Annotated in this window: 31 protein-coding genes, 3 tRNA genes and 1 pseudogene; 14 read left to right on the top strand and 21 right to left on the bottom strand. The window is 57.8% G+C overall.

What is annotated here, in order from left to right:
• Both IQ241_RS12310 and IQ241_RS12305 read right to left on the bottom strand, forming a co-directional pair.
• Nucleotides 1-395 (bottom strand): annotated as a pseudogene (locus IQ241_RS12310) (class A beta-lactamase-related serine hydrolase); the annotation flags it as partial.
• A 56-nt stretch (nucleotides 396-451) separates the two neighbouring features.
• Nucleotides 452-1,006, bottom strand: coding sequence for a gamma carbonic anhydrase family protein (locus IQ241_RS12305; RefSeq protein ID WP_193907510.1), 555 nt, complete (start codon nucleotides 1,004-1,006; stop codon nucleotides 452-454).
• Between the two features lie 133 nt (nucleotides 1,007-1,139).
• Here IQ241_RS12305 and IQ241_RS12300 point away from each other — a divergent pair, with 133 nt between their 5' ends.
• From IQ241_RS12300 to IQ241_RS12290, 3 genes are read left to right on the top strand one after another with little or no spacing between them, the layout of a single operon-like run.
• Nucleotides 1,140-1,649 carry a TIGR02652 family protein gene (locus tag IQ241_RS12300; RefSeq protein WP_193907508.1) on the top strand — a complete coding sequence of 170 codons (510 nt, stop codon included), beginning with the start codon at nucleotides 1,140-1,142 and terminating at the stop codon, nucleotides 1,647-1,649.
• Nucleotides 1,650-1,686: 37 nt separating this feature from the next.
• On the top strand, nucleotides 1,687-2,112 hold the full coding sequence (locus IQ241_RS12295) for a VOC family protein (RefSeq protein WP_193907506.1): 426 nt from the start codon (nucleotides 1,687-1,689) through the stop codon (nucleotides 2,110-2,112).
• The gene (locus IQ241_RS12290) at nucleotides 2,102-3,544 is read left to right on the top strand and encodes an AAA family ATPase (RefSeq protein ID WP_193907504.1); all 1,443 of its coding nucleotides are present in this window, start codon (nucleotides 2,102-2,104) and stop codon (nucleotides 3,542-3,544) included. Before IQ241_RS12295 ends, IQ241_RS12290 begins: the two co-directional genes overlap by 11 nt.
• On the opposite strand, the gene obgE is transcribed toward IQ241_RS12290, so the two are convergent.
• The 7 genes from obgE to murA all read right to left on the bottom strand — a co-directional run bounded on the left by obgE (nucleotide 3,541) and on the right by murA (nucleotide 8,994).
• Entirely contained in the window at nucleotides 3,541-4,587 is a 1,047-nt protein-coding gene (gene obgE, locus IQ241_RS12285) for a GTPase ObgE (RefSeq protein ID WP_193907502.1), read from the bottom strand. The genes IQ241_RS12290 and obgE overlap by 4 nt on opposite strands.
• Nucleotides 4,588-4,612: 25 nt before the next feature.
• On the bottom strand, nucleotides 4,613-5,119 hold the full coding sequence (locus IQ241_RS12280; RefSeq protein WP_193907500.1) for a DUF4168 domain-containing protein: 507 nt from the start codon (nucleotides 5,117-5,119) through the stop codon (nucleotides 4,613-4,615).
• A gap of 104 nt (nucleotides 5,120-5,223) precedes the next feature.
• Nucleotides 5,224-6,198: a DNA polymerase III subunit delta gene (gene holA, locus IQ241_RS12275; protein ID WP_193907498.1), complete on the bottom strand. Its 975-nt coding sequence runs from the start codon at nucleotides 6,196-6,198 to the stop codon at nucleotides 5,224-5,226.
• Nucleotides 6,199-6,230: 32 nt separating this feature from the next.
• Nucleotides 6,231-6,467: a hypothetical protein gene (locus tag IQ241_RS12270; protein WP_193907496.1), complete on the bottom strand. Its 237-nt coding sequence runs from the start codon at nucleotides 6,465-6,467 to the stop codon at nucleotides 6,231-6,233.
• Nucleotides 6,468-6,497: 30 nt separating this feature from the next.
• Nucleotides 6,498-6,579: transfer RNA gene (locus tag IQ241_RS12265), tRNA-Leu, on the bottom strand.
• A complete protein-coding gene (locus tag IQ241_RS12260; protein WP_193907494.1) occupies nucleotides 6,558-7,457 on the bottom strand; it encodes a M48 family metallopeptidase in 900 nt (299 codons plus the stop codon). The genes IQ241_RS12265 and IQ241_RS12260 overlap by 22 nt, the downstream gene beginning before the upstream one ends.
• Before the next feature lie 133 nt (nucleotides 7,458-7,590).
• The gene (gene murA, locus IQ241_RS12255) at nucleotides 7,591-8,994 is read right to left on the bottom strand and encodes a UDP-N-acetylglucosamine 1-carboxyvinyltransferase (protein WP_193907516.1); all 1,404 of its coding nucleotides are present in this window, start codon (nucleotides 8,992-8,994) and stop codon (nucleotides 7,591-7,593) included.
• A gap of 238 nt (nucleotides 8,995-9,232) precedes the next feature.
• Between murA and IQ241_RS12250 the strand changes: the two genes are divergently transcribed.
• Together IQ241_RS12250 and IQ241_RS12245 are read left to right on the top strand one after the other, a co-directional pair.
• Nucleotides 9,233-9,316 (top strand) — tRNA-Leu (locus IQ241_RS12250).
• Between the two features lie 36 nt (nucleotides 9,317-9,352).
• Nucleotides 9,353-10,189 carry a TrmH family RNA methyltransferase gene (locus tag IQ241_RS12245; protein WP_228021630.1) on the top strand — a complete coding sequence of 279 codons (837 nt, stop codon included), beginning with the start codon at nucleotides 9,353-9,355 and terminating at the stop codon, nucleotides 10,187-10,189.
• Nucleotides 10,190-10,209: 20 nt separating this feature from the next.
• Here the strand turns inward: IQ241_RS12245 and IQ241_RS12240 are convergent, their stop codons facing one another.
• Both IQ241_RS12240 and tnpA read right to left on the bottom strand, forming a co-directional pair.
• Complete coding sequence (locus IQ241_RS12240; RefSeq protein WP_193907490.1) at nucleotides 10,210-10,422, bottom strand: hypothetical protein; 213 nt, start codon at nucleotides 10,420-10,422, stop codon at nucleotides 10,210-10,212.
• A 160-nt stretch (nucleotides 10,423-10,582) separates the two neighbouring features.
• On the bottom strand, nucleotides 10,583-10,981 hold the full coding sequence (tnpA, locus tag IQ241_RS12235) for an IS200/IS605 family transposase (RefSeq protein ID WP_193907489.1): 399 nt from the start codon (nucleotides 10,979-10,981) through the stop codon (nucleotides 10,583-10,585).
• Nucleotides 10,982-11,036: 55 nt separating this feature from the next.
• Here tnpA and IQ241_RS12230 point away from each other — a divergent pair, with 55 nt between their 5' ends.
• The 4 genes from IQ241_RS12230 (at nucleotide 11,037) to IQ241_RS12215 (ending at nucleotide 15,054) form a co-directional block, all read left to right on the top strand.
• The gene (locus IQ241_RS12230; RefSeq protein ID WP_193907487.1) at nucleotides 11,037-12,224 is read left to right on the top strand and encodes an RNA-guided endonuclease TnpB family protein; all 1,188 of its coding nucleotides are present in this window, start codon (nucleotides 11,037-11,039) and stop codon (nucleotides 12,222-12,224) included.
• Between the two features lie 132 nt (nucleotides 12,225-12,356).
• Nucleotides 12,357-13,790 carry a dihydrolipoyl dehydrogenase gene (lpdA, locus tag IQ241_RS12225; RefSeq protein WP_193907485.1) on the top strand — a complete coding sequence of 478 codons (1,434 nt, stop codon included), beginning with the start codon at nucleotides 12,357-12,359 and terminating at the stop codon, nucleotides 13,788-13,790.
• Nucleotides 13,791-13,839: 49 nt separating this feature from the next.
• Complete coding sequence (gene trpC / locus IQ241_RS12220) at nucleotides 13,840-14,721, top strand: indole-3-glycerol phosphate synthase TrpC (protein WP_193907484.1); 882 nt, start codon at nucleotides 13,840-13,842, stop codon at nucleotides 14,719-14,721.
• Nucleotides 14,722-14,802: 81 nt separating this feature from the next.
• Nucleotides 14,803-15,054, top strand: a complete 252-nt coding sequence (locus tag IQ241_RS12215; protein ID WP_193907481.1) for a DUF5340 family protein — start codon at nucleotides 14,803-14,805, stop codon at nucleotides 15,052-15,054.
• 100 nt (nucleotides 15,055-15,154) lie between these two features.
• Here the strand turns inward: IQ241_RS12215 and IQ241_RS12210 are convergent, their stop codons facing one another.
• From IQ241_RS12210 to IQ241_RS12200, 3 genes are all read right to left on the bottom strand, one after another.
• Complete coding sequence (locus IQ241_RS12210; protein WP_193907479.1) at nucleotides 15,155-15,649, bottom strand: photosystem I reaction center subunit XI; 495 nt, start codon at nucleotides 15,647-15,649, stop codon at nucleotides 15,155-15,157.
• A 140-nt stretch (nucleotides 15,650-15,789) separates the two neighbouring features.
• Complete coding sequence (psaJ, locus tag IQ241_RS12205; protein WP_193907477.1) at nucleotides 15,790-15,915, bottom strand: photosystem I reaction center subunit IX; 126 nt, start codon at nucleotides 15,913-15,915, stop codon at nucleotides 15,790-15,792.
• A gap of 87 nt (nucleotides 15,916-16,002) precedes the next feature.
• The gene (locus IQ241_RS12200; protein WP_193907475.1) at nucleotides 16,003-16,503 is read right to left on the bottom strand and encodes a Photosystem I reaction center subunit III; all 501 of its coding nucleotides are present in this window, start codon (nucleotides 16,501-16,503) and stop codon (nucleotides 16,003-16,005) included.
• A gap of 193 nt (nucleotides 16,504-16,696) precedes the next feature.
• Here IQ241_RS12200 and tsaD point away from each other — a divergent pair, with 193 nt between their 5' ends.
• The gene (gene tsaD, locus IQ241_RS12195) at nucleotides 16,697-17,764 is read left to right on the top strand and encodes a tRNA (adenosine(37)-N6)-threonylcarbamoyltransferase complex transferase subunit TsaD (protein ID WP_193907473.1); all 1,068 of its coding nucleotides are present in this window, start codon (nucleotides 16,697-16,699) and stop codon (nucleotides 17,762-17,764) included.
• Here the strand turns inward: tsaD and IQ241_RS12190 are convergent.
• Together IQ241_RS12190 and IQ241_RS12185 are read right to left on the bottom strand one after the other, a co-directional pair.
• Entirely contained in the window at nucleotides 17,718-18,641 is a 924-nt protein-coding gene (locus IQ241_RS12190) for an alpha/beta fold hydrolase (protein WP_193907471.1), read from the bottom strand. The two genes, tsaD and IQ241_RS12190, sit on opposite strands and share 47 nt — an antisense overlap.
• 94 nt (nucleotides 18,642-18,735) lie before the next feature.
• Nucleotides 18,736-19,455, bottom strand: a complete 720-nt coding sequence (locus IQ241_RS12185) for a hypothetical protein (RefSeq protein WP_193907469.1) — start codon at nucleotides 19,453-19,455, stop codon at nucleotides 18,736-18,738.
• A 248-nt stretch (nucleotides 19,456-19,703) separates the two neighbouring features.
• On the opposite strand from IQ241_RS12185, the gene IQ241_RS12180 reads away from it, so the two are divergent.
• From IQ241_RS12180 to IQ241_RS12170, 3 genes are all read left to right on the top strand, one after another.
• Nucleotides 19,704-20,225 carry a GNAT family N-acetyltransferase gene (locus IQ241_RS12180; RefSeq protein ID WP_193907467.1) on the top strand — a complete coding sequence of 174 codons (522 nt, stop codon included), beginning with the start codon at nucleotides 19,704-19,706 and terminating at the stop codon, nucleotides 20,223-20,225.
• Between the two features lie 105 nt (nucleotides 20,226-20,330).
• Nucleotides 20,331-20,404: transfer RNA gene (locus tag IQ241_RS12175), tRNA-Pro, on the top strand.
• 159 nt (nucleotides 20,405-20,563) lie between these two features.
• The gene (locus IQ241_RS12170) at nucleotides 20,564-21,328 is read left to right on the top strand and encodes a Tic22 family protein (RefSeq protein ID WP_193907465.1); all 765 of its coding nucleotides are present in this window, start codon (nucleotides 20,564-20,566) and stop codon (nucleotides 21,326-21,328) included.
• Nucleotides 21,329-21,355: 27 nt separating this feature from the next.
• Here IQ241_RS12170 and coaBC read toward each other — a convergent pair whose 3' ends face one another.
• From coaBC to IQ241_RS12155, 3 genes are all read right to left on the bottom strand, one after another.
• The gene (gene coaBC / locus IQ241_RS12165) at nucleotides 21,356-22,564 is read right to left on the bottom strand and encodes a bifunctional phosphopantothenoylcysteine decarboxylase/phosphopantothenate--cysteine ligase CoaBC (protein WP_193907463.1); all 1,209 of its coding nucleotides are present in this window, start codon (nucleotides 22,562-22,564) and stop codon (nucleotides 21,356-21,358) included.
• Nucleotides 22,565-22,601: 37 nt separating this feature from the next.
• Nucleotides 22,602-22,814, bottom strand: a complete 213-nt coding sequence (gene isiD, locus IQ241_RS12160) for a protein IsiD (RefSeq protein WP_193907461.1) — start codon at nucleotides 22,812-22,814, stop codon at nucleotides 22,602-22,604.
• Between the two features lie 117 nt (nucleotides 22,815-22,931).
• Nucleotides 22,932-23,567 carry an alpha/beta hydrolase gene (locus IQ241_RS12155; protein ID WP_193907459.1) on the bottom strand — a complete coding sequence of 212 codons (636 nt, stop codon included), beginning with the start codon at nucleotides 23,565-23,567 and terminating at the stop codon, nucleotides 22,932-22,934.
• A 98-nt stretch (nucleotides 23,568-23,665) separates the two neighbouring features.
• Here IQ241_RS12155 and purH point away from each other — a divergent pair, with 98 nt between their 5' ends.
• Nucleotides 23,666-25,225, top strand: a complete 1,560-nt coding sequence (gene purH / locus IQ241_RS12150) for a bifunctional phosphoribosylaminoimidazolecarboxamide formyltransferase/IMP cyclohydrolase (RefSeq protein WP_193907456.1) — start codon at nucleotides 23,666-23,668, stop codon at nucleotides 25,223-25,225.
• Between the two features lie 17 nt (nucleotides 25,226-25,242).
• On the opposite strand, the gene IQ241_RS12145 is transcribed toward purH, so the two are convergent.
• Together IQ241_RS12145 and IQ241_RS12140 are read right to left on the bottom strand one after the other, a co-directional pair.
• Nucleotides 25,243-25,875 (bottom strand): DUF2996 domain-containing protein, encoded by a 633-nt coding sequence (locus tag IQ241_RS12145; protein ID WP_228021628.1) that lies wholly within the window; start codon nucleotides 25,873-25,875, stop codon nucleotides 25,243-25,245.
• Between the two features lie 63 nt (nucleotides 25,876-25,938).
• The gene (locus IQ241_RS12140; RefSeq protein WP_193907454.1) at nucleotides 25,939-26,892 is read right to left on the bottom strand and encodes a GDP-L-fucose synthase family protein; all 954 of its coding nucleotides are present in this window, start codon (nucleotides 26,890-26,892) and stop codon (nucleotides 25,939-25,941) included.
• Nucleotides 26,893-26,946: the final 54 nt, after the last annotated feature.

Here is a 26,946-nt window from a genome sequence, read left to right as displayed (position 1 = left end):
CTAGTCGTCCCCGTGAGTACATCCATCAGGTAGCCCGTAGCGTCATTGCTGGAGTCAACAATCATATCGCTAGCGGCCCGACCTAACTCTGGGTCAGACTGGATCATGCCCTGCTCTAGCCATTCATGCATGGCGACCAGGTAAAACAGCTTGACGACGCTGGCCGGGTAGATCAGCTCGACACCCCGATAGCTCGCTGCGGGCGGACGCGCCTGCCAGAACGTCTCAGGACTCAGCGACCCCCCGGTATTAACCATGCAGGGGGGCGAATAGACCACCCAAGTGACGGCAATCTGGGTTTGGGAAAGCCGAGGAAATTCGCGCCAGGTCGCTTCCAGGACGCTATCCAGGGCGGTTTGGAGCGCTGGAGCAGGTTGAAAAAATTTGCGGGGCATTGTCAACAAAAGTTACATCAGGCCGTCAAACTGCCAAACAGGCTGCAACCAGACCGCTAGACAAAGCCTAGGTCGGTGCCGCTGCCAGCATGGACTCGGGCTAGCTGCTCATAGCGCTTGGCATGGTCAATCAGGTCGGCGGCTTCAGCTTCGGAAAGGGGACGAAAGATCTTGCCGGGGACGCCCACGACCAGCGATCGCGGCGGTACATCCTTGTTTACCACTGTCCCTGCGCCAATCAGGCTGCCACGACCGACCCGCACGCCGTTCAGAACAATCGCACCGATCCCGATGAGGCTGCCGCTTTCAATATGGGCACTATGGATCACCGCCCGGTGGCCAACGGTGACATGGTCTTCGAGGATGGTTGGCAGGTGCGGATCGCCGTGCAGCACTGCCCCATCCTGGACATTGCTACTGGCCCCGATGCAAATCCGATCGACATCGCCCCGCACTACGGCGCCATACCAGATGCTGGCCCCCGGCCCGATCTCTACCTGGCCGAGTACGGTTGCATTCGGCGCTACGAAGGCGGCCTGAGAAAGGTCTGGTTCGGGCCAAAATTGGCTAGGAGCCGAGATCAGTGGCGAGACAAGTGGGAGAGAATCCACGAAATAACCCCGTTGTTTATCAAGAGAATCTGCACAAACCCGGTCAAGGGCCGGATCGCCCCCCGCTATAATAAATCCACCGGAGCCTATCTGCTATGGGTGCCCCTCAAGCCTCTTCAGGTCGATTATATCGATGGTCAATTCTGCCTTTCAATATCCCCTATATGGCCCAGAAATTCGGTGCCCCCACTGTCGCCAAACCATTTCTGCCCTAACCCTGACCGATAGCTACCTCTGCCCTCGTCACGGCGCTTTTGAGGCAAACCCTGACACTCAGGAGCTGGTGCATGTGCAGTCGGGTCGGCACTGGCGGCAGTGGGAAGGCGAGTGGTATCGCCAGCATACCCACCCAGACGGCATTCGCTTCGAGATTCACGAAGCTCTGGATCGGCTCTATACCCAGGGCTATCGGGCGACTCGGGTGATCATTGCCGAGCGCTACAAGGACCTGGTTCATGCCTATCTGGAGCACAGTACTCCCTGGCAAAGCCAGAGCGCTAGTGGGGCTCCCCGGCTCTACGGACTGCCGGTAGACTTTAGCCCATCGTCTGAGGTTGAGCCCTGCTGGGCAATTATTAACTTTGATTTAGAAAAAGAGCCCGGTGTGCCGACCCAATACCGCTATCTTAAGTTTTTTGAATAGTTCGCATCGTCCGTTCCTATCCTTTTGCCCAAGCCCCATGCACCACGTTTCTATCCGCACGGCTGATATTCATCGGGCGATCGCGTTTTATGAACAGCTCGGCTTTACCGTAATCGAGCGCTTTACCGCCGGGATCACCCTGGCCTGCTGGCTAGAAGGACTCGGGGGCCGGGTTGAGCTAATCCAGGTGCCCGAGCCCCGGGCGGCCGCCGATGCCTTTAGCGATGAGCACTACACCGGCTACTACCACCTTTCCTTTGACCTAACCCGGCAGACGCCAAGCCTGCCCGGCTGGCTGACTGCCCTGCGTCAGCGGTTCGACCGGGCCGATATCCCGCCGCTGACTGTACTCCTCGAGCCCCAGCAGCAGCAAATTGGCCCCCAGGTGTACGAAGTCGCCTTCATCGCCGATGCTGACGGCCTGCCCTTAGAATTCATTCGACGGCTGGGTGATGAGCAATAAACCCATTCCCTTTGCCGATAACTGGGCCTATCTCAAAACTGAGCTCAGCTGGCTCGATCGGCTGCTGATGCTGGCCGTCGCCCGCCAGCGCCAGGAGACTAAGGACACCCAGCGGTTGGCTAAAACCCCAGCTGACAGAGTCAGCAGCCACTGGTGGAAGGGGGTTATTTCTTTCCAGCAGCCTGCCTACGACGACTGCCGCCCGCCCCAGTCGGCCGCACCCAAGGGCAGCTACCAGCAGCAGCTCGAGGCTCGCGTCAAGGTCAGTCAGCAAAAAGGGGTGGCGCTGGCCCTGCCTGCCCTACGGCAGCATCTCGGGCTCACCCTGTTCGAAAAAAATTTGATTTTGCTGACCCTAGCCCCGGAGATCAACCGCCGCTACGGCCGGCTCTACCAATACCTGCATACTGGTAACGATCAGGGGGTAGCCGAACTGCCGACCCTAGACCTAGCGCTGCGGCTGCTCTGCCGCAATGACTTGGAACGTCGCCGGAGCCGCGCTCAGCTAGCGGTAGCGGAGTCTCTGCTCCAGGGTCGAGTGCTCAGCTATGTTGCGCCTGCCGCTTCTACCCGACTCAGCAGCTATCTGCGGCTGAGCGATGACTGGGTGGACTATCTGCTCGCAGAGCAGCCCGATCCGGCCTTGCCCGCCCTGCGCCTATCCGGTTCGGTTCTTGCCCTGCCACCGGGCGTAACCCGTTACATTCACCCGACTACGGCCGCAGTCGGATGGCCCCAGCTGGTGCTACCGCCCGAGCTTAAGGTGCAGCTCCAGGGACTGAGCCGACCGCCCAGGAAAGCTGATTGCCCTGCTCAGCCAACGGCGGGGATCGCCCTATTTGTGGGGCCGTCAGGGACGGGGAAAACGCTGGCCGCGATCGCGATTGCCACAGCGCAGCAGCAGCCGCTATACCAGGTTGATTTGAGTAGTGTGCCAGAATCTGACTGGCTCAGCCTGCTGACGGCGCTCCAGCCAGAGCGCTATCCGGTCTTGCTGATTAAGGCTCCCTCAGTCTGGTTTGGCCGCTCCTCAGCCCTGGATTCGGCCCGACTGCTAGACTGGCTCCAGCAGCGCCGCAGCGCTCGCTTTACCGGGCTGAGTACGCCCTATCTGCACCTGGTGCGAGCCCGCTGGCGGCAGCTGATGGATACTGTTCTCGATTTTCCACTACCCGACAGGGACGCTCGTCAGCAGCTTTGGCAGCAGGCTCTGGCCGCTGCAGCGGATTTGGACGCAGGCGAGTCGCTAGACTGGGCCAGCCTGGCAAAGTCATTCAAGCTCAGCGGCGGCGAGATCCAAGCTATTGCGGCTAGCGCGATCGCGCTAATGCAGACAGAAGCAGCGCCAACCGTGACTGCGGCCCATCTGCGGCTGGCTTTAATTCAGCATGGCAAGCCCGTTAGCCAGCTGCCATTATCGATCCAGCGCTAGGCCGCCGGAGGCGCTGTCCCCATTTCTGGTTCAGCTGTGGGACCAACTTGGGGTAGGGTTTCTAGGTGCTGCCAGACGGCCTGCATCAGTGTCTCTAATCCCTGTTGGCTGACAGCTGAAACGGTGAAGACAGGCCGATTGCTGGCGGTCGTGAGAGCCGCTGAGAGCGCCTCGGCCGGCTCAGGCGGCAGCGCATCGATTTTGTTAAGGGCAAGCAGCTGCGGGCGATGGGCCAGGTCTCGACCGTAGGCGGACAGCTCTTGCTGGATAATGTGGTAATCGGCAATGGGATCGGCCGCGGTCGCATCGACCAGGTGTAGCAGCAGCCGAGTGCGCTCGATATGGCGCAGAAATTCGTGACCGAGGCCCAGCCCAGCATGGGCACCGGCAATGAGGCCGGGAATATCGGCGAATACGGTACCGTCGCCGGTGGGTTTGCGAACGACGCCGAGGTTGGGGACCAGGGTCGTAAAGGGATAGTCGGCAATTTTGGGCTTAGCCGACGACAGCGTCGAGATCAGCGTTGACTTACCCGCGTTGGGCAAGCCAATAATCCCCACCTCCGCTAGCAGCTTCAGCTCCAGGCGGATTTGCCGCTCTTCACCCGGCAGCCCTGGCAGGGCATGCTCCGGCGCCCGGTTGCGGTTGCTCAAAAAATGTCGATTGCCCAGGCCACCTTTACCCCCCGGCGCGACGCACAGGGTTTGGCCAGGCTCGACCAGGTCGCCCAATTGCTCGCCGCTGACGGCGTCGTAGACCAGCGTGCCGCAGGGCACTTCAACAAGCCGATCGGCGCCAGCGGCGCCAGTTTTGTTCTTCGGCCCACCCCGACCCCCGTGGGACGCTTGAAACCGATGGGCGTAGCGAAAATCGAGCAGGGTCTGAAGATTTTCGTCGGCGACTAAAATGACTGAGCCGCCCCGACCGCCATTGCCGCCGGACGGCCCGCCAGCCGGTACATACTTTTCTCGTCGAAAGGCGGTGAGGCCGTCGCCGCCGTTGCCACCGGCGACTTCAATTTCTGCCTGGTCGATAAACTGCATAGGGATATTAAAGGGGCTTTGGAATTTAGGGCTGTAGTTCTGCTGCAGCGGCACGAATCCGGTTGGCTAGGGCTGCATCGGTCTGGAACGACTGGGTGAGGGCATTGAAGCGTTCAGCGGTGAGGCCGCTGTCTTCAACCAGCTCACGGGCACTGTTACAGTAGCTGATTAGGGGCGCTTTGACCTGCGATCGCACCTGGTTGGGAATATCCGCCAGCGATTCGGCGTCAGGGCAAGCAAAGCGATAGTCGCTCGCATTCAGGCCGGCCTCAGTAAAAATATCGCTAATCTCGGCATAGGTGGCCAGCCGAGCGTCTTCCATGCCGACAATGGCGCTGGCGTAGCTCTGGATCTCTTCCTCGGTCGCAATCTGCGCATAGGCCGCCGGGGGCCGCCGTCCGGGCATCAGACCTTGGGGACTGCCGACGCTCAGACCGCCGGCGACGCAAGCCAGGGCAAAGCCGCTAGCTAGGGTAAAGCGGATGAGCCGGGAGCGAAAGCGGCCCTGAGCATAGCAGCGGTAAAATGACATCGTGAAGCAGTGACAACAGCAGGCTTTTTGAGCAGTTTAGCGGGTTTCCGGTTGGATTTTCTCGACTCGTCCGGCCTGGCAGACCTATTACTGAGCCAATTCCGCTAGCGATTTCTGAGACAGGTTGACAGCTCTACCATAGCGGTTTGGAGCTGCTGATCGGCGGCCCCGCGTTTGAAACTATATTCTAGCGACAGCAGAATTTCTAGCGCCTGCTGCAGCTGGGCCAGCGAGAGCGATCGCACCTCCTGTTGCAAGTAGTAAACCCGGGCCGGGTTGCCAATCTCGGCCGCCTTAGCAAGGGTAGGAAAGTCGCGTTCGCCCGTCTCCGTCATCAGCTTGACCCACAGCCAGCGGCGAAACTGACCGACCAGGGTCGCGACAATCTTCAGCACCGGCTCATTGGCTGCGACCAGCTCAGCTGCCAGCGCTAGGGCTCGCTCAGGCTGCCCCAGCCGTAGCGCTGCGGCCAGCTGGAGGCTGCTTTGGGCACTGTTGGCCACCAGGGCAGACACTGCTTCGGGCGTCAGCGGCTGACTGCAATCAGCCCAATAGAGGCTAAGCTTCTCTAACTCATTTGCCAGCTGGCGAGTATCGGCGCCGACCGCCTCGGCCAGCCGAGCCACCGCAGCGGGCTGCAGCGATAGTCCAGCAGCCTCAGCCATCTGCTTCACCTGCTGCTCTATCTGCTGAGTTTGCCAGGGGGAAAAGCTGGCAAATTCACGGACCTCGCCATACTTTTTCAGCAGCTTAGTCGATTTCAGCCGACCGTCGGGCTTTTGGCCGCTGGTGAGCAGCAGCGTCGTCGTCTCCAGTACCGCTGGCAAAGTTCGAGCTAAGGCCGCCAGCGCCGGTTCAGAACACCGCTGGGCAATGGGAGTATCCGCCAGCCACACCAGCCGCTGGCCAGCTCCGAAGGGTGGCGTCAGCGCCTGTTCCAGAGCCTGCTCTAATGACTCTGCCGGTAGCTTGTCATAGTTGAAGCTGGCCCAGGCCGGATCGAGGACGCGATCGCGGAGTTTCTGGACCGCCTGCTTTAACCGAAATTCATCTGATCCCCAAAAAAAATAGACTGGCATCGCGTCTTGTCCTAGCTCTAGCGTCAGACCTGCTAAAAAATTGCCAAAAAAGAAGAGAGGCGGCTAACCTCTCCCTTCTGATTACGCTTCTGATTACGCTGACTGCTTTGACGGCTTGATTCGTTTGCCTGCGGGCTTGAATCCGTCAGTCGCTGCCGCCACAGCTTTTGTCGCTTCACGTACTGCCGCTGTTTGGCCGTGCCACCGCGTCCTTTGTGATTTCGGCCCTCACGTCGGGGAGATTCCCAACGCTTCAGTCGCTGAGTCATAACGCTATCCTCCTGCCTATTCGCTTAAGCTGGGCGGAGAGAGGCTCGAACTCTCACGACCGAAGCCGCCACATTTTGAGTGTGGTGCGTCTACCAATTCCGCCATCCGCCCATGGCCTGGCTGCCGCCAGAAGTTTGTTCCGACATAGCCTCACTATTATACTGAATCGGACGGCTTTGCAACAGGCCCTGATAGTCAGGCGTCGCGGCCCAGCGATCGATCTCCCGCGCCCGCAGCACCGGCACCGGGTGCGTCAGGTCGCTGGTTTTAACCTGCTTGAGCATTTCCCCCAGCTGGCTGTTGCTGATGGCGTCATAGGAACGAGCCTGTTCGATAAAGGCATCGAGATTGAGCTGGGGCGAGAGGGTCGGCGAGCCCCCGGCCAGCTTCATCAGGACAGACGCCACCGTGCGGGCATCCTGGGTAACCAGCAGCGCAGCGCGATCGCAGGTAAATTCAGCGCAGCGTACCCATTCCAAAATCTGCGACTGCCAGTTTTGAATTAAAAAACCGCCCAAAGGCAGCTGGCTGGCAATCAGTGCCAGCACGTTCGCTAGGGTCAGATAGACACTGTGGTCGCACTTCAGATGACCCAGCTCATGCCCAATTACCGCCTGAATTTCTGCTGGGGTGAGCAGCTCAATCAGCGACGTATGGACCACAATAAACGGCCGCTTGCCCCGCATCGCGAAGGTATAGGCGTTGGGGCTTGGATGCTGCTTGACATAGAGCTGTGGCGTTTCTAAGTCGAGGACCCGGCAGGCTTCTGTCAGCAGGTGATAGAGCTGCGGCAGCTGGCTAGGACCGACCAAAACGCTAGCGGCAATATTTTCTAGATAGAAAAACTGCTCGCCGACTGGCCCCAGCAGGCTACGAATGATCAAATCTAATCCAGGCAGCTGCTTCAGCGTTTGGGTCGCCTGCAAATCCAGCGGATGGCGGAAGTGATCGGCTCTGAGTCCGGTTAGCAAGGTTTTAGAAGATGCCATAGGGGAGTCGTAGCCCAGCTTTGCTCATGATGCAAACAGTATAGCGATATATCCCCGACCTACTCTCCCCCACGAGCGGCCCTGTGATCGGCCAATATCGATTCGCTAGCGCGAGCCGAACAGCTCATTCAGCCTACTTTGCCGCTGGACTCTGGACTGACGACGAAGCCGGGCTCGCCGTATCCGCATCCGCCTCTAGCGGCAGCGGCATCCGCTCAATCTGAGCCCCGACCTGGCGCAGTTTCTGCTCAAATTTTTCATAGCCCCGATCCAGGTGCTGAAGGCCGTGCAGCGTGGTTTTGCCATCGGCGGCTAAACCCGCGATCGCCAGCGCTGCCGAGGCTCGCAAGTCACTCCCGGTTACGGGTGCGCCAGACAGCCGAGGGACGCCGCGGACAATGGCACAGTCCCCTTTAACTCGGATATCGGCCCCCATTCGGTTGAACTCGGCGACATGCTGTAGCCGGTTTTCAAAGACGGTTTCGGTAATCATGCTGTTGCCCTCAGCCAGAGTCATCAGCGCCATAAACTGAGCCTGCAAGTCAGTGGGAAAACCGGGATAGGGCAGCGTCTGAATATCGGTTGCTATGACTCGGCGGCCCGGCCTAATCCGCAGCTGGCTGGCCCCCTCAGAAATGATTTCAGAGCCGGTTTCCTTGAGTTTTGAAATCAGCGGGGTCAGATGCTCCGGCAGCACCGGGCCGACGCTCAAATGCGCCCGGGTAATCGCCCCAGCGATCAGATAGGTGCCGGCTTCAATCCGGTCGGGAATAATGCTGTAGTCGGTAGCGTGCAGGCTAGGAACACCGCTGATCATAATCGTGTTAGTCCCCGCACCGCGAATTTTTGCTCCCATCGCCCGACAGAAATTGGCTAGATCGACCACTTCGGGCTCCTGGGCAGCATTTTCAATGAGGGTTTCGCCCTCAGCCAGGGTCGCCGCCATCATCAGCGTCTCGGTTGCCCCAACGCTGGGATAGTCGAGATAGATGTGCCCCCCTTGAAGCTTGCCGCGGTGACCCGGGACGTAGGCATGAACGGTGCCATGGTCAATATGAACCTCGGCCCCTAGCGCTTGTAGACCGCGAATATGGAGCTCTACCGGACGATCGCCAATGGCGCAGCCACCCGGTAGCGGGACTCGGGCGACGCCTAAACGCGCCAGTAGGGGACCAATGATGAAAAAGCTGGCGCGGAGCTTGCTGACAATTTCGTAAGGCGCCCGGGCCTGGCTGACCCGACTGGCATCGACTTCCAAAACGCTGTCTTTGTACTCTAGCTTTAAGCCCAGCGCCAGCAGTACCTGGCTCATACGGTCTATGTCCATCAGCGCTGGAATATTACGAACGCGACATTGCTGCGAGCACAGCAGTGTTCCGGCCATCACGACTAGGGCAGAATTTTTAGCCCCGCTGATCGGAATGTGACCCGCTAACGAAGACCCGCCCCAGATCTCAATGACAGAGGACTGTTCGGTTGGGGCAGCTTTGGCAGCGCTATGGGCGGGATTAGGAGTCAGAATAGGAGGGTCCTCCAGAATGAATATCAGGCTAAATCGATAATTTAGGTGTAGATTCTACCCGAAACCGGCGTTTTGCGAGAACCGATTTGCCCATTTAGCGTAGTTAAATCGAAACATGTTAGAACTACGGACCGAAGGGACTGATTTTTTTGCCAGAACGGGGAAAAAAGAACCAAAAGGGGTCAAAGGGGGATTGACGAATAGGGCCTCGCTGATAGATGATTATCAATCGCAGCTGAAATACAAGCCGCAAGCGGAACTGGCGGAATTGGTAGACGCGCTAGATTCAGGTTCTAGTGTTCGCAAGGACTTCCGGGTTCAAGTCCCGGGTTCCGCATCTTGATTTAGGCATGATGTCTTAAGACGCATTCTGATGGCCGATGATGGGTCTGATTTAGCAGCTGAAGCGCTGTCTATGCCGCTCTTGACCAGCCTGCAAAATCCAACCGTTAAGCAGCTGCGCCAGCTTCAGCAGGGGCGGCAGCGACGGCGTCAGGGTTTGATTTTGCTGGAAGGCACGCATCTCATCGAGGAAGCCGTCGCTGCTGACTATCCGCTTAGCCTGGTTTGCTACACCCAGGCCTGGCGAGATCGCTATCCCCATCTCTGGCAGCAGGCCGCCCAGCGAGCGACGATGCAGCCAGTAGCCGCCGAGGTGCTAAAGTCGATTGCCAGTACTGCGAGCCCCGATGGCGTCGTCGCGATCGCGCCGCGCCGCGCCGACTACCACCCGCCGCCAGCCCAGCCCAGTTTGGCCATCCTGCTCGAAACCCTGCAAGATCCCGGAAATCTGGGAACAATTATTCGCACCGCTGCCGCCGCCGGGAGTGACGGCCTATGGCTCAGCCCCGACAGCGTTGAACTGGAGCATCCGAAGGTGCTGCGGGCCTCGGCTGGGCAGTGGTTTCGGCTGCCAATGGCTATCGTTGAGCCGCGATCACAAGGCCGGCTGCTGCGGGCGCAGGGGCTCCAGCTGGTCGCAACCAGCCCCGAAGCAGAGACCCATTACTGGGAACTCGACCTGAGCCGGCCCACGGTTTTTCTAATCGGCAATGAGGGGAACGGGTTGACAGCGGAGCTGATCCAGCTGGCCACGGTCAGCACTCGGATTCCGCTAGCGCTAGGTGTCGAGTCGTTAAATGCCGCGATCGCCGCTGCCCTGCTGCTCTACGAAGCTCGCCGGCAGCGATTTCAGGCTAGTTCCCGCTGAGCCGACTCAACATTGCGGGCTCAGTTCTCGTCCCCAGGCCGTAGGCTGCGGTTGGCTGGGCCTTCATGTTCTACAGAGGCCGTATCCCAATCGGAGTCCGGTTCTGGCAGCGGTTCTAAACGCGATACTCGGGCTGATTCAGCCTCGTCGCCCTGAAGCAGCGACTGAAGCTGCTCCATAGATTTCATGAAATCCTCTGCCGCCTGAAGGCGCTGACGCTTTTGTTCGCTCATAGGATTAGTATGAATGACTTGCTCCCCTAATGACTTAACTTACCCAAAACAGCAGCTCAAAACCCGATCTGCCCGGATGGCCCGATCGGGTTTACAGAAATCGCCGTAAAGCCCACCACTTTCAAGGGTGGGATATAAGGCGGTGAGCTTTGCTCACAATCTACCTGGATTTTTGCTCTTCTACATAACGTTTAATCGTATCTCCTGAGACATTGCCAGCAGTTGAGACGAAGTAGCTTCGCGTCCATAGGCTAGGCAGCTTTGTCTTCAGCCAAGGATACTCAGCCCTCAGCGCATGGGCCGTAAACCCTTTCACCTTGTGCATCACCTGATAAGGCGCTAGTCGAGGATGAGTGTTGACAAATAAGTGAACGTGGTCATAGTGCGTTTCAAGCGCGATAACTTCGCAGTCAATTTCTTTGACTGCCTGATATATCAATGCCTTTAGTCGGTCGTCTACAGTCCCTTCTAGAAGCTTTCGCCGCCGTCTCACAATCCAAACAAAATGATAGTTCAGCAGTGAGACAGAGGTGTTGCTGTGACGGTAATCCTGAGCCATATTTTTATTTAACCTCTTTATCTAATCTGGTCTATAGATGTACTACAATAGACCGATGAAAAAGGTAACTACAACCCTTAAGCTCAAGTTCCTTGACCTCAATCAGGCCAAGGCCGATATGTTTGCTGATACGGTAGCCGCGTCTACTCAGTTGGCGAATGAGCTGTTGAAGATGCCTTTTGCTGAACGGAAAAAGTTGACGACTGCCCAGGTTGTCACGCCGCTAAAGTCGGCCTTGTCCAATCAAGTGATTCGTATCTTGAAAGGAAAGGCAGGCAAGCGTGTCAAGACGTTCAGGGTGTTCTGGCCTGAAGTGAACAAGCAGAACTGGAAAGTGGTCAAAGTTGGCCAGACCTACTCGGTTAGCTTCCCAACTGTCCAAGGCGTTAAGCGGGTTCCGATTAGCGTCCAGGGCCACTTTGCTGAACAGCTTGATGCCATCATTGATGGGGTCGCTCTGAAAGGAACGCTGAAGCTGATGCGGCTACGGGGTAGCTGGTACGCCGTGCTTTCAATCACCTGGGACGTTCCTGAGGTGGAGAGTGCTGCGCGCATTGGCGTTGACCGGGGGCAAAACAATTTGGCAGTAGCTGCGACGATTGACGGGCCATGCCTGTTTTTCTCAGGCGCTGAGGTGGCACATCGCCGTCGTCAGTTCCAGCAGCTGCGCCAGCAGCTCCAGAAGGCACGCAAGTATCGGGCCGTGAAGCGGCTTGAGCGCAAAGAGTCGCGGTGGATGCGAGCAGTCAATCATACTATCAGCAGGCGGATTGTACGGTTTGCTGACGGTGTGGGCGCTGATGTGTATCTGGAGGACTTATCAAAGATTCGGCAAACCTCCAAGCAGCGCCAGAAAAACCGCTCTGACGCCGGAACGTCTCGCCATACCTGGGCCTACTACGACCTGGAGCAGAAGCTGGGCTACAAGATGGCCCTGAAGGGCAGGCAGGTACATAAGCGGCCTGCGGCCTACACATCGAAAACCGACCATCGTACCGGGCGATTAGATGGCAAGCGCAACCGGCATCTATTCACTGGGGCAGATGGCTACCAGTGCAATGCGGATTGGAATGCTGCTGTGAATATCGCTCAATGGGATGGCTTTTCATGTCCGCTGATTCTAAAAGAAGCGGCGTCTGTAATGGGCGTCGTGGCTTCAGCGGATGGGGTCTTTGACAGTCCCCTGAACTCCATGAATCCGACTCAAGACGAACAGTTAAGCTTGTTCCCTTGGTCGGCCTAGACGGGAGAATCCCATTGGATTTATCCATGGGAGTGTCAAAGGGATAGTTGTCTAATCTCGCTATCTGGTTGAATAATGAGAAATGGCTCAGCCGCGATCGCTCTGGGCGCTGTTTGGACGAAGGAGAAAACCGTGAGTCAGGCATTTGATTACGATTTGGTGATTATCGGCGCCGGGGTTGGGGGCCATGGCGCAGCGCTGCACGCAGTCAAGTGTGGCCTCAAGACGGCGATTGTGGAGGCGGGTGATATGGGGGGGACCTGCGTCAATCGCGGCTGTATTCCCTCCAAGGCCTTACTGGCTGCTTCTGGTCGAGTGCGTGAGATGCGCGATGCTCAGCACCTCAGAGCCATGGGGATTCAGGTTGCTGGCGTGACGTTCGAACGAAACGAGATCGCAAACCACGCCAAAAACCTGGTCGATAAGCTTCAGGCCGACCTGACGAACAGCCTGAAGCGGCTAGGGGTAGAGACCATCCGCGGTTGGGGCAAGCTAGCCGGAAGCCAAAAGCTAACTGTCGCTACCGCCGAGGGCGAGCGTACTTTGACTGCCCGAGACATTATTTTGGCGCCGGGTTCAATTCCTTTTGTGCCGCCCGGCATTGAGACCGACGGCAAAACGGTCTTCACCAGCGACGAAGCGATCCGGCTGGACTGGCTACCCGATTGGATTGCGATTATCGGCAGCGGCTACATCGGCCTAGAGTTTTCGGACGTTTACACGGCCTTGGGAACCGAGGTGACGATGATCGAGGCGCTGGATCGGCTGATGCCGACGTTTGATCCCGACATTGCCAAACAGGCTGAGCGGGTCCTGATCCAGCCGCGCGACATCGAAACCCGGGTTGGCGTTATCGCCAAGTCGGTAACACCGGGTTCTCCAGTGGTGATTGAGCTGGCGGATCCGAAAACCAAGGAAACGGTCGATGTGCTAGAGGTAGATGCCTGCCTAGTCGCGACCGGACGGCTGCCGGCAACTCGCAACCTAGGATTGGAGACGGTTGCTGTTGAAGCAGACCGGCGGGGCTTCTTACCCGTAAACGACCAGATGGCCGTGCTGCTAGAGGGCGAGCCGGTGCCCCACCTCTGGGCGATCGGCGATGCAACCGGCAAGATGATGCTGGCCCATGCGGCCTCAGCCCAGGGGGTTGTGGCGGTGGACAACATCTGTCAGCACCATCGCAGCGTCAGCTACAGCAGTATCCCAGCGGCGGCCTTCACCCACCCCGAAGTCAGCTTTGTCGGCCTGACCGAACCCGCTGCTCAGGAGCTGGCCGCCAGCCAGGGATTCAAGGTCGGCACCGTGCGCAGCTATTTCAAGGCCAATTCCAAAGCGCTGGCTGAGGCTGAATCAGAGGGCTTGGCCAAGCTAATCTATCGTGAAGACACCGGCGAGGTTCTGGGAGCCCACATTATTGGCCTGCACGCGGCGGATTTGATTCAGGAAGCCGCCAACGCGATCGCGCAGAAGCAGTCAGTCGAGCAGCTTGCGCAGTTTGTCCACACCCATCCCACGCTTTCCGAAGTGCTGGATGAGGCCTACAAGCGGGCAGTGGTGCATCACTAGCGCCGGCTCACTGCCCGTAAAACATTGCCAGAAGATTGGATTCATCGCTATGGAAATTCGTCGTCGTCAGCCCAATCCCGTCATTCGGGTGAAGCATTTGCGCTATCAGGTGAACCGCCCTGACGCCCAGCCGCAAAACATTCTAGAAAAAATTGTCTGGCATAAAGAAGCTGAAGTTGAGCGCCTGCGGGCTCAGCTGCCGCTGGCTGACCTACAGCGGCAGGTACTGACGGTACCACCGCCCCAGAGCCTGATCGCGGCCCTGCGTCAGGCTCCCGCTCCCGCTGTGATTGCCGAGGTGAAGAAGGCTTCCCCCAGTCGTGGTGTCATCCGCCCTGACTTCGACCCGGTTGCCATCGCCCAGAGCTATGCGGCTGGGGGAGCGACAGCGCTCTCTGTCCTGACCGACAGCGAGTTCTTTCAGGGGAGTTTTGACTATCTCAGCGAGATCCGTCAGGCGGTGACGCTGCCGCTGCTCTGTAAAGAATTCATTCTCTATCCCTACCAAATTTACCTAGCTCGAGTGCGGGGCGCCGACGCGATTTTGCTGATTGCGGCGATCCTATCCGATCAGGACCTGGGTTATTTTGTCCGGATTGCCAAAGCACTCGGCATGAACGCACTGGTTGAGGTGCATACGGCAGTTGAGTTTGAGCGAGTGCTGGCGCTACCAGAAGTCGAGCTGATCGGCATCAACAATCGTAATTTAGAAGACTTCAGCGTCGATCTCCAGACCACCTGCGGGCTGCTAGAGACCTATCGCAACTCGATTGCCGACCGAGAGCGGGTTGTGATTAGCGAGTCGGGGCTGCGGCAGCCGCAGGACGTGGCGCAAGTCGCCGCGGCCGGTGCGCAAGCCGTTCTAGTCGGGGAGTCTTTGATGGCGCAGCCCGACCCCGGCCGCGCGATCTCGACCCTGCTAGGCCGCTAGCCGAAGGCGATCAAGCCACGTTCTCGTCCCCAGCTAGCCTTAAGGCAGCTGCTTCTGGCCCCAATTTACCCTTTTTAAGCCATGACCTCTCCCGTGCCGCTACCGTCCCACGTCCATTACGAGCTCCTGCTACAGCTGCTAGAGCGCCGTACCTTACCTGCTGTGCCCCAGTATTCTCAGCAGCAGCAGCAGGTTCAATCGCTCATCGTCAGCCTGCGCAAAGCCCTATCCCAGCAGAAGCGGCTAGAAGAAACCTGCCGTCATGAGCAGACTCCGGTAGAGTACTACTGGTCTTTGAATGAAATACCGCCGCCGCTCAGGTCAGACATTTAGTCTTCCTCCAGATCACCTCAAGGCTCTAAAGCAAAGCCGCCCCAGGACTCCCAAAGCGGCTTTTAATGCTATTGAAACGATATTGGATAGCCAGATCGGCCTAGCTATGGCCGCCGGTGACCACACTCTGCAGCAGTGGTATGTTCGAGGCGAGCAGGTAAGCAAAGGTGGCTCCGCCGATGCCGCCGATCAGGAAGCTGCCGGCAAACTCGCTCCAGCCTTCGTCCGTACTCAGCCCCTCGGGCGGATTAAACGGCGTGGTTGCATCAGAAATTTCTTTCTTGACGTTAGCGCCGCTGTAAAGCGAGAGACAGACGGTTAGAATGACGACCAAGCTGCCTGCTGCCAGCAACCCCGCTATGCTCGGCACGTCAGAGTCGCGTAACGGTCCTAGGAGGGCGAAGGGGCCATAGAGTAAGTAGCCGTGGGCCATACCCACTTCTAACCCTCGCCGTTGGGGAGAGAGTCCCTGACGATAGGCTGGCAAATTGCCGATGAATGCTTTGGTAAACCCGGATGAATTCATCGGGGTTTCCAAGTTTCCAATCTGAGGATCGCCGTTATACGGCTTTATATACTCTGCTGATGATGGCATATCTAAAATAGGTTCTCCAAACTCAACGTTGAATGGTCAGCGCCCGCCCGCAGGCTCGCCTAGATTTTTAGGGACTTCTAGGCCACTTCTGGGCCACTTCTGGGCCACTTCTGGGCCACTTCTGGGTCACTTCTGGGTCACTACTGAGGAAACAGCAGCAGGTCGGGGAAGAAGCGATTGAACTCAATAATGATCCCGGCGGTAATTAGCATCCAGACGGTAGCGATTACCGGTGCGGTTGAGAGATATTTCAACAGATTATCCATGGGCATCTCGACTTAGAAATAACAAGTTAGACAGTGTGGAAAGGAAGGATTCAAGGCTTGCCAAAATAGACAGGCGATAAAAATGAGTTAACGCGGGGATATCGGGATCTCATTGTTCTTGGCAAACATTTCGCCCGTCGTCATCTCCTTGAGCGCAGCCAAAGGCCAGACAGCGCTCGACAGCGAGCACTTAACCGCTAAGGGCACATCGATGATGATTTCCTTCTCTTCCGGATTTTTGTCGTCGCGCACCGCGATCACATACTGACGACCGGCCCAGCCAATCCAGCCGGCAATATACAGGAACAGAACGCTGGGTATCAGGAACTCGCCCGCGTGGGAGAGGTCGCCGCTGGTCACCAAATGGGGCAGCCCTTCGGGGCCACAGAGCAGATTGGAGCTGCCATAGAGTTCGAATCGAGCCTTGGCCGAATCCGTCGTTGCATTCGCAGCGCGCTGTTGAAACGCGGGTGATTCATTGCAGGGCACTAGGCCAGCTACATCATCACCAGCTAACCCAGCTACCGCTGGAGAAGCGATGCCAAGCCAGAGACACAGGACTAAAGCCAGAGCAAACAACTGTCGCATGAATTGTTTCCCTTTATTAAGTGAGCACTGGGCGTTTCTGCCAAAATGGTTAAGTTATTTGAGCAGCCACATCCCAACTTTCAGGCCATCATACTCCCTGACGGAACGGGGTAAAGCCAAACCATTACAGGACTTTACATGCCGAAATATTCTGGCCGCAGTATCCTGCGTCGCCGCGCTTCAGCTTAATTTTATGCCAACCATCTTAGCCCTAGAGACCAGCTGCGATGAAACTGCGGCGGCTATTGTCCGAGACCGGCAGGTGCTGGGCAGCATCGTCGCGTCCCAGCTGGAGATTCATCAGCCCTACGGCGGGGTGGTGCCAGAAGTGGCCGCTCGCGCCCATGTGACGGCGATGGGGAACGCGATCGCGGCCGTCTTCACCCAGGCCAACCTAGACTGGGCTGACATCGACGCCGTTGCCGCCACCTGTGCCCCCGGCTTAGTCGGAGCGCTGCTGGTCGGCGTCAGCGCCGCCAAGACCTTGGCAATGGTAAGGGATAAGCCGTTTATCGGGGTACATCACCTGGAAGGTCATCTCTATGCCGCCTACCTCAGCCAGCCCGACCTGGCCCCGCCGTTTCTCTGTCTGCTGGTCTCAGGCGGCCATACCAGCCTAGTGCAGGTGCGCGGCTGCGGCGACTATACCATTCTAGGCGGCACCCGCGACGATGCCGCTGGAGAAGCCTTTGACAAAGTGGCTCGGCAGCTCGATCTGGGCTACCCGGGCGGGCCTGCCATTGACCGTCTGGCCCAGCAGGGCAATCCCCGGGCGTTCGACCTACCTGAGGGCAAAATCTCTCTGCCCGGGGGCGGCTTCCATCCCTACGACTTTAGCTTTAGCGGCATTAAAACGGCTGTTCTGCGGCTGACGGAAAAGCTCCGGGCCGAGGGCCGAACGCTGCCCACTGCTGATATTGCCGCCAGCTTTCAAGCCACGGTCGTGGGCGTGCTGAGTAAACGCGCGATCGCCTGTGCTCGCGACCACCAGCTCAACACCCTGGTATTGGGCGGTGGCGTTGCGGCCAACAGCGGGCTGAGGCAGCAGCTCCAGACTGAGGCAGCCGACTGTGGGCTGCGCGTGATCTTTCCGCCGCTGGCCTACTGTACCGATAACGCGGCGATGATCGCCTGCGCCGCAGCCGACCATTGGCGGCAGGGGCACCGCTCGCCCCTAACCCTGGCCGGCCAGTCTCGCCTACCCGTTACAGCAGCTATGAGCTTCTATCTAGATAAGGCCGATAGGGCAAATGAGCATTGACGATCGCTTCGACAATCTGGGCCACCCGTTGCGGCTGTTCTACCATCGCCATATGGCCACAGTCGGCCAGCTCAACCACCGTATTCTCATGGTGCCGAAACGCCGGATGAAAGCTAGCGAGATGCCGCACGTAGCGGGGTGACATCACCGAGTCCTGGCTCGCGGTAATGAAGTGTACGGGCTGCTGGAGCTGCGCAAGCACCTGGGGTAGGCGATTGACCTCAGCTCGGGTGGTCGATTCTAGCAACGCTCCCAGGGCCGCCTCCGAGTTGGCCTGAAGAAAATCCTTAAGCCGCTGCCGACCCCAGTGGGGAGACAGCGGCCGAGCCACCATCATCCGGGCAAAAAAATAGGGCAGTAGGGGCAGATTAAGCAACCAAGCCGGCCGATACCGCACCATCTGCTGCCCAGCCGCCCGAAAGCGCTCAAACTCCTTGGCAATATATAGGCCGCCGCCCGCATTCAGGCAGATGACGCCCTTGACCCGATGGGGCATCAGGTGAGCTGCCCACAGCGCAATGCTGCCGCCCAAAGAGTGCCCCAGCAGCCAGACCCGATCTAGCCGAAGCTTTTCCAATAGCACCAGCAGGTCTTCTGCATAGGCTGCCAGGCAATAGCGCGAAGGAGACGGGAGCAGCAGCGAGCTCGACCACTGAGAGCTTTGATGCAGGCGCTTTTCAGCGTACTGATTCGACTGGCCAAAGCCCCGGAGGTCGTAGGTCAAGCACTGATACTGAGGCGACAGCTGCTGCACTAACGGCTGCCAGTAAACGCGGCTAAGTAGCCAACCGTGCACAAAGACCAGCGCTTCAGATTGCTGAGTAGGAGGCGTGAGCTCATAGACGTGAGGCACCTCCAAAATATTCACAACGGCCATGGCTCTATAGTAGCCTGAAGCCACTACAAGGCCAAATGATTTGGGGCTATCAGGGTCAGACTTTAGAGCTAGGGTTTAGGACTATGCTCTGGCGCTATTCGCCCAGCAGTCGATAGCGGACCCCTTCGGCAATTTTCTGGCCAAGGTACTCAGGGATTACGCTTTCGTTCGGCCCTAGCAGATAGAGAATCAGTCTTGTTCGACCTCGCCACACCAGCAGATTAGCATTGACGACCAGCAGGTCCTCCTGCCAGATTGCATACATGACTTTGTAGAACAGGCCAGGCTGGTTGTCAGCCTCGATCAGCAGGGCCGGCAGGTGAAAGACCGGATCGACGTAAAATTCCGTCTCGACCTGTTCTAGTCCAGCGTCTAAGTTAAATTCGACATTCAGCATTTCTTCAACTTCAAACCGGCCAGCGAGGGCCTCGCGGATGGCCCGGCAGACATTGTCCGCTGTTTTCCCAGTCAGCGCTTTACCCCCGCGCGAAACGAACAGCTTGACAAATACCAGCATCGGCGGATAAATCTGCCCGTATAAACTCAGGGTGTGGATGGTGAGGCCGTAGGCCGCCAGCACGCCAAAAATATCGCTGAGCAGAAAAGACTGATTGCGATAGGCAAAGTGGAGGGCGCTGCGATGGCCCTCTGGCTTTAGCTCAATCACCGCTTTCTTGGTTTTATACAGCTGGTAGGCCAGCTTCAGATTTTGGAGCTGGATTTCGCTGCTGACGAACTGTTCATAGAACTGAGGAAACGCCCGATTGAAGCGTTTGAGAAATTCGAGGGTAGATGTCTTTAAGCCGGCTGCCATGGACGACGCTAAAACCTCTTTGGCCTTTGGGCAGGGAGTAGGGCAGGTAGAATGATCTCAGGCCTTTAGGTCGGCCTATTCTAAATCTTGCCCAGGGGTAATGACCTAGTTTGCCCGCGATTATGTGGGATTTTCGATAATTTTGATAGATTTAGCTGAAGCAGTCCTACCGTCCCCTTAGGACACAGAGATATACTGCTGATATTGTCTGTACTGTCTGCCCGCCTACGCCACTCATTTTTGCCTGCATGGGTTTTTGGAAAAGCTTGTTCACGACTTCTGAGGCCACTTCTGAGCCTAAGCAGGCAGCATCTGATGGCTACATTGCTGAGGCCTCCCGAGCAGATGACAGTGCCCGCGTCTTTTTCAGTACCGATCGAACTATCGACCTCTATGAGTTAGAAGAGCTATGTGACGCGGTAGGCTGGTCGCGTCGCCCCGTCCGTAAGGTGCGCAAGGCTATCCAGCACAGCTTTTTGGTGGTCACTATGTGGGAACAGCAGGGCAGCCGTAGACGCCTGATCGGGTTTTCACGAGCCACCTCGGACCATGCCTTTAACGCCACCATCTGGGATGTGGTCGTACATCCGGATTTTCAGGGGCAAGGGCTGGGGAAAGCGCTGATGAAGCAGCTGATTAAAAAGTTGAGAAGCGAAGATATCAGCAATGTCACGCTGTTTGCCGATCCCCACGTGGTCGATTTTTATCGGCAGCTCGGCTTCGTCTCCGACCCGGAGGGGATCAAGGGCATGTTTTGGTATCCCGATTGAGCTGATTGAAGGAAACAATCGAGGAATAGACGGTTTTCACGCTTGGCCAATCGCGCTACAATAAAAGCTGTCTGAAATTGAGCCCGCCCGGGCTCAATTTCATTACGGGATGTAGCGCAGCTTGGTAGCGCGCCTGCTTTGGGAGCAGGATGCCGCAGGTTCAAATCCTGTCATCCCGATATCATTTTTAGGTATCACTTTTGATAAAAGGACTTAGCATGGGAAGTGGCTGCTCTGCCACGGTCAGTTGAGCAATCGTCCATCCCATCAGGACGAGTTCAACCCCCTCGCCCATCATAGGGCGTGCTAGCTTTGTCAATTTGTCAATAGGAGGACCTATGAACGCTATTCATCGTTTGCTGTCCCTGTGCACCCCCTGGGTCGTAGGAGGAAGCTTAGCTTTGGGGGCTGGAGCAATCCCAGCCATTGCCCTGACCGAAGCCGAGGTCGCTCAGAAGCTCGACAGCGTTCCGGCCTTCGTCCTTCTCGACCCCCAGGGCTCTCTCATCGTCGCAAATCTGGTGGCTGAGGCCGAGCAGGGACAGCGAATTGAGCTGCCGGTACTGTATGTCTTTCTCGACGGTCAGGATGCAGAGACCTTTTTGCAGGACGCCCGACAGGACAATCCTGAGCAGTTTGGTTCAGGTGCCCAGGTCAGCTGGGTAGAACTAGGTGCACTCTATCAGGAAGCTCAGGTGGAGCGGGAGCAGCCTCTGGAGCTGGCTTACATGGTGCAGGATGACGACCTAGCTGCAGCCCAAACTTTAAATAGCGACTACCCCGGCGGTGTCCCTGTCTATACCGCAGTCGATACCGATGGCTCCTATCTACTGGTGCCTGAAAACGAAGAGCTAGTGCTGCCAGTTTTCTTTTCTCGCAGCGACCTAGAGGCGCTACTGGCAGAGATTGGCGAGGTCAACCCTGAAACGGTAGCAGATTTGCAGGTAGACGTGCTGCCGCTAGAATCGCTGCTGGCGCAGATGGAAAACAATGACACCGAGGAATTTAGTAAAATCAGGCTTGTCCCCGATTCAGAGGCGATTGAGTATATTCGTTCCCGGACGGGGCAGCAGCCGACATCGGAACAACCTCCAACCAACTAACGCTAAACTCAGTGTCGCCCATGGGGCTTAAGCCAGGTCTCGGAGAAAGTCATAGAGCCGGTGGGCCAGCTCAAGTTTGCTGCCCGGGGGGCTGATGCGCTGACGCCCGGCTCGGTCAATCAGCACTGCCTGGGTCTGGTTACTGCCAAAGCCGCTGCTGGGCCGATCGACCGGATTGGCGACGATGGCGTCGAGCCCTTTACGGATCAGTTTGGCCTTAGCCGGCGGCACAATTTCACCGGTCTGGGCGGCAAATCCGACAATCAGCTGCTGGGGCTGCCTAGCGGTGGCCAGGGCGGCAACGATGTCGGGGACAGGTTCTAGCGGTAGGTCAGACGGGAGTTCTGATTTTGGTAGCTTAGTGGCGGCAACGCGGGCAGGGCGCACGTCGGCGACGGCAGCGGCCATGATTACCCAGTCGGCCTGGGGCTGGTGGCCGAGCATAGCCTGGGCCATTGCCGCTGCCGTTGGCGCCGCGATCGCGCATATTCCTCCCAGCTGCTGCAGCAGCTCAGCCTCCAGCGGCCCGTGTACTAGCGTCACCTGAGCACCGCGATGGCGGGCCGCCTGGGCCAGGGCTATGCCCATCCGCCCGGTCGCCGGATTGCCGATAAACCGCACCGGATCAATCGGTTCGCGGGTACCACCGGTGCTGATCAGTAGCTGCTTACCGGCCAGGTCTCGCTGGCCGCCGGTATAGCTAAGTGAGGTGAGAAAAGTCAGCATCTCGGACGGCTCAGCCATCCGCCCGGGGCCGACGCGATCGCAGGCCAGCCGTCCCGCGCCGGGGCCGATCGCGTGATAGCGCGAATCGAGCTGTAGCTGTTGCCAGCTGCGCTGCACCGCCGCCTGCTGCCACATGTCGGTATTCATTGCCGGAGCCAGCAGCACCGGACAGGTCGAGGCTAAAATGGTATTTGTCAGCAAATTGTCGGCTTGGCCCACCGCCAGCTTGCCTAGGGTATTCGCCGTTAGCGGGGCCAGCAGGCAAACATCGGCCCATTCGCCCAGCTCAATGTGCAGCGGTCGGGGACGAGCAGTCCAAAAGTCGGCATCGGTATAGGCGGGCTGCCGGGCCAAGGTTGAAAAGGTTAGCTCTGAGACAAAGGCTTGGGCGGACTGGGTGAGTATGACCCGCACCTCTGCCTCGGCCTGGGCCATAGCCGAGACGACCTCACAGACCTTGTAGGCCGCAATACCGCCGCTGACCCCGACTAAAATTCGCTGGCTGCCCAACTGCGCTTATCCCAAGCTATCGGTTGCTGCACCAGCACTAAGCTTCGTCAAACGATTCCAGGTCGAGCAAATGCATGTAGGGCTCGACCAGCTCAGAGCGCTGAAACGCGATCGCCCGCAGCAGATGCCAATCCTGTAGGCCCTCAAAGGGGGTGCTATAAGCATCCTGCTCCAGCCGCTTTGCGAGCTGCGCCACCGCTTCTGGCGTCATTTGAGACAGGGTTTGGTCCGGGACCTGGGTAGACTGCATAGCGCTTTTCCTCCCGCTCTGTTCAGAAAATTAGCTGGATCGATAGAACTTATCTTTATCAGTTTAATATCAGTCCAAAGATTAGTCTATCTGCCAAGTGAGCAGGATGACAAAAATTTAGATTATAAAGGTCTGACAGAATTGCTCGGCCACGGCCAGCGCCGCCGGCGTAATCTCGTGGCCCGCGTCGAACTCGCGATAGTCCACCGTCAGCCCCTGCTGCTCCAGCTGGGTTTTCGCCGAGCGGGCACGCTCAATCGGCACGACCGGGTCCTGGCGTCCGTGCATCAGTAAGACCGGACGCGGGCTGACCGGTGGGTTCAGCGTCGCATGGGCGTAGCCGCTCAGCACCAGCAGCCCGGCCAGCGGTAGCTGTAGCCCAACATCTAGCGTCATCGCACCGCCCTGAGAGAAGCCGCCCATCACCGTCTGTTCTAACCCGATACCGGTGCTATCAGCGAGGGAAAGCATCCAAGCTTTGAGCTCGCGGCGGCTCTGCTGCAGGTCTACCTGCTGTTCAAAAGCGTGGGTTTGGCGAAAGTCATAGCCGTTTGGAAAGCTGTACCACATCCTGCCTTGGGGAGCCATCGGGTGGACAAATGGCCCTTCTGGAAAGATCAGCTGGTGGCTAGGCAGGCTGAGGTAGGTGGCTAAACCGGCGACGTCCTGGGCATTGGCCCCCCAGCCGTGGAGTAACACGAGCAGCCGGGAGGCATGGGGGGGTGGGGGTGGTGAAATCGCGCGTAGGGTCAAAAGCCGTCTCCCGTCGTCAAAACGCTGAACCGATCATAATCGCTCACTTTCCCATTCCCCTGTATCTTAAAAAGGCGGATTTGAGGATTTTATACACCATGGCGCGATTGGCCTTGCTGAGTGTTTCTGACAAAACCGGCCTAGCTGATCTGGCCCAGACGCTGGTGAACGATTTTGAGTTTGAGATCATCAGCAGCGGTGGCACGGCGGAGGTTTTAGCGGAAGCCGGTATTCCGGTAACTGCCGTAGCCGACTACACCGGTTCGCCGGAAATCCTGGGTGGCCGGGTCAAGACCCTGCACCCGCGAATTCATGGCGGCATCTTGGCCCGACCCAATCTTCCTGAAGATGTCCAAGATTTAGAGGGTCACGATATTCGCCCCTTTACGCTGGTCATCGTCAGTCTCTACCCCTTTGAGCAGACCATTGCTAAACCCGACACGACGCTGCCCGAAGCGGTTGAGCAAATCGATATCGGCGGCGTCGCCCTAATCCGAGCGGCGGCCAAGAACTTTGCCCATCTCACGGTGCTATGTGACCCCAGCCAGTACGCCCCCTATCTCACCGAGCTGCGGAAAAATCAGGGAGAAACCTCCCAGTTCTTTCGAGAGAGCTGCGCCCGCCAGGCGTTTTGGCAGACAGCTGCCTACGATCAGGCGATTGCTCAGTACCTCACCGAGCAAACCAGCGAAGCCGAAGGCGGCAGAGCCTTTCCGACCCACTACGCGCTTAGCGGCCAGCAGCGACAGGCCCTGCGCTATGGCGAAAACCCGCATCAGCCCGCTGTTTGGTATCAGAATGGGACCCCGGCCAGCGGCTGGGCCGCTGCCGAAAAGCTCCAGGGCAAAGAGCTGAGCTATAACAATCTAATCGATCTCGAAGCGGCCCGTCGGCTGATGGCCGAGTTTCCGACCCATGGTCGCCCGGCCGCTGCCATCTTGAAGCATACCAACCCCTGCGGGGTAGCCCTGGGAGAAACCTTGGCTAGGGCCTATGAAAAAGCCTTTGCAGCTGACTCGATTTCAGCCTTTGGTGGGATCGTGGCGCTAAATCAGCCCATCGATACCGCGACGGCCCAGGCGTTAACCCAGACCTTCTTAGAATGTGTAGTGGCCCCAGCTTGCGAGCCTGAAGCAGCGCCCATCCTGGCTCAGAAGCAAAATCTACGGGTGCTGATTCTGCCAGAATTTAGCGACGGCCCGGCGCAGACGGTGAAGGCGATCGCGGGTGGCTTCCTGGCCCAAACGACAGATGACTTTTTGGAAGATCCCAGCAACTGGAAAATTGTCTCTGCTCAAAAGCCGGAGATTAACGAGCTAGAGGAAATGCTGTTTGCCTGGCGGGTGGTCAAGCATGTGAAGTCAAATGCGATTCTGATTACGCGCGATCGCGCCACCCTGGGAATTGGGGCGGGCCAGATGAACCGAGTCGGCGCGGTTAAAATTGCGCTAGACCAGGCCGGTGCCGCCGCCAGCGGTGCAGTGCTGGCTAGCGACGGGTTTTTCCCGTTTGACGACTCGGTCCGAGCCGCAGCAGCCGCGGGGATTCGGGCCGTTGTCCAACCGGGCGGTAGTATCCGAGACGAAGCTTCAGTTAAGGCGGCTAACGAACTGGGCCTGATCATGGCCCTGACCGGCACCCGCCATTTTTTACACTAGGCAGGCCAATTCTAGGCTTAATTCCGCGTGAGCCACTTCTGGGCATTCAGCCGCTGGAGCGTATAGAGCACCATCAGGTCCAGCGTAATCCGCCGCTCGTCGCCCATAAACTGTTCGATGGTGCTGGGTTTGTCGCCGGCCGTCGCGTAGGAAAAGACCTTGGTACCGGAAATATCTTCATCCATAAAGGCAATGTTGAACTGCTTCCGGCCGTCTTTCCACTGCCCCATCACCTGCCAGTACTCATCCGGGTCGCTAAAGCCCAGCACCGCTAGCTGGCGTTTGGCAAATTCTAGCTGTAGGTCGTCAGCGCCCTGAGCCTTGAGTGCCTCCTCCAGGCTGGGCAGATAGTGCTGCTGCATAAATTCAGTGAAAGGCTTGTCTTCCAACTTTGGCGGCTTCTCCTTTTTCTTGGCCGCAGACTTGCCTCCAGATTTACTATCAGACTTACTGCCAGACTTAGCGGCAGACTTAGCGGCAGATTTGCCCCCAGACTTAGCGGCTTTCTGATCATCCGACTGAGCTTTCTCGGACTTCTGCTCAGCAGACGACTCCTTGGCTGCCGATTCTTTATCTGCGGTGGACTTCTCTTCAGAATTTTCAGCGTTTTTGGACGTATTTTCTTCGGCCATTGAGTTCAAGGTCTCCATTCTGGCTGATTGGCAGGGACGACGGGCGGCCGCGCGGTTCATGCCTATAGTAAAACAAATTGTCTAAGCTAGCTGCGGCACTGCGTTACGACGGTACCACTCAATCGTATTTTTAAGTCCCTGCCGGAAGTCAGTCTCGGCAGTAAAGTCGAAGGCTCGCTTGGCCCGCTGGGTATCTAGACAGCGACGGGGCTGACCGTTGGGCTGATCAGTTTGCCAGACAATTTCGCCATCGAAGCCCATTAGGTCGCAGATCAGACTAACTAGGTCGCGGATTGAAATTTCATAGCCGGTGCCCAGATTGACCGGATCGGGCTCACTGTAGGACTGGGTTGCCATGACGATGCCGCGCGCCGCATCTTCGGAATACAGAAACTCCCGAGTCGGGCTGCCATCTCCCCAGACCGGCAGGCTTTTATCGCCTCGCATCTGAGCCTCATGCACCTTGCGAATCAGAGCCGGAATCACGTGGGAGCTCCGGGGGTCAAAATTATCCTCTGGCCCGTATAGGTTAACCGGCAGCAGGTAGATGCCGTCAAACCCATACTGCTGACGGTAGGCCTGGAGCTGAACCAGCAGCGCCTTTTTGGCAATCCCGTAGGGGGCGTTGGTCTCTTCTGGATAGCCGTTCCATAGGTCGTCTTCCTTAAACGGCACGGGCGTAAATTTGGGATAGGCGCAGATGGTGCCAACGCAGACGAATTTCTTGACCCCGGCTTCGTAGGCCGCATGGATCAGCTGGGTGCCCATCATCAGGTTGTCGTAGAAGAGCTCAGCGGGCTTTTCTCGATTCAGGCCGATGCCGCCGACGTGAGCGGCTAAATGAATGACAATATCCTGACCCTGGACGGCTTGTTGACAAGCAGACAGGCGACGCAAATCGGTTTCTCGGGAACGCGTAACCGCGATCGCGTCTGGGCTAGCGCCAGCCTGCTGGAGTTGGCGAATGACCTGTTTCCCTAAAAAACCAGCGCCTCCTGTAACCAGAATTTGCCGACCCGTAAGTTCCATTTCCATAAGAATTATTTGGGTTATTTTATAGAAGCGACTGTTCAAATGGGTCCCAGCCCA

The sequence above is a fragment of the Vasconcelosia minhoensis LEGE 07310 genome, assembly GCF_015207255.1.
In the GTDB taxonomy this organism is placed as follows: Bacteria; Cyanobacteriota; Cyanobacteriia; order Phormidesmidales; family Phormidesmidaceae; genus Vasconcelosia; species Vasconcelosia minhoensis.
The sequence above is the reverse complement of the archived record's forward strand: the minus strand, read 5'-3'. Positions and strand labels throughout refer to the sequence as shown.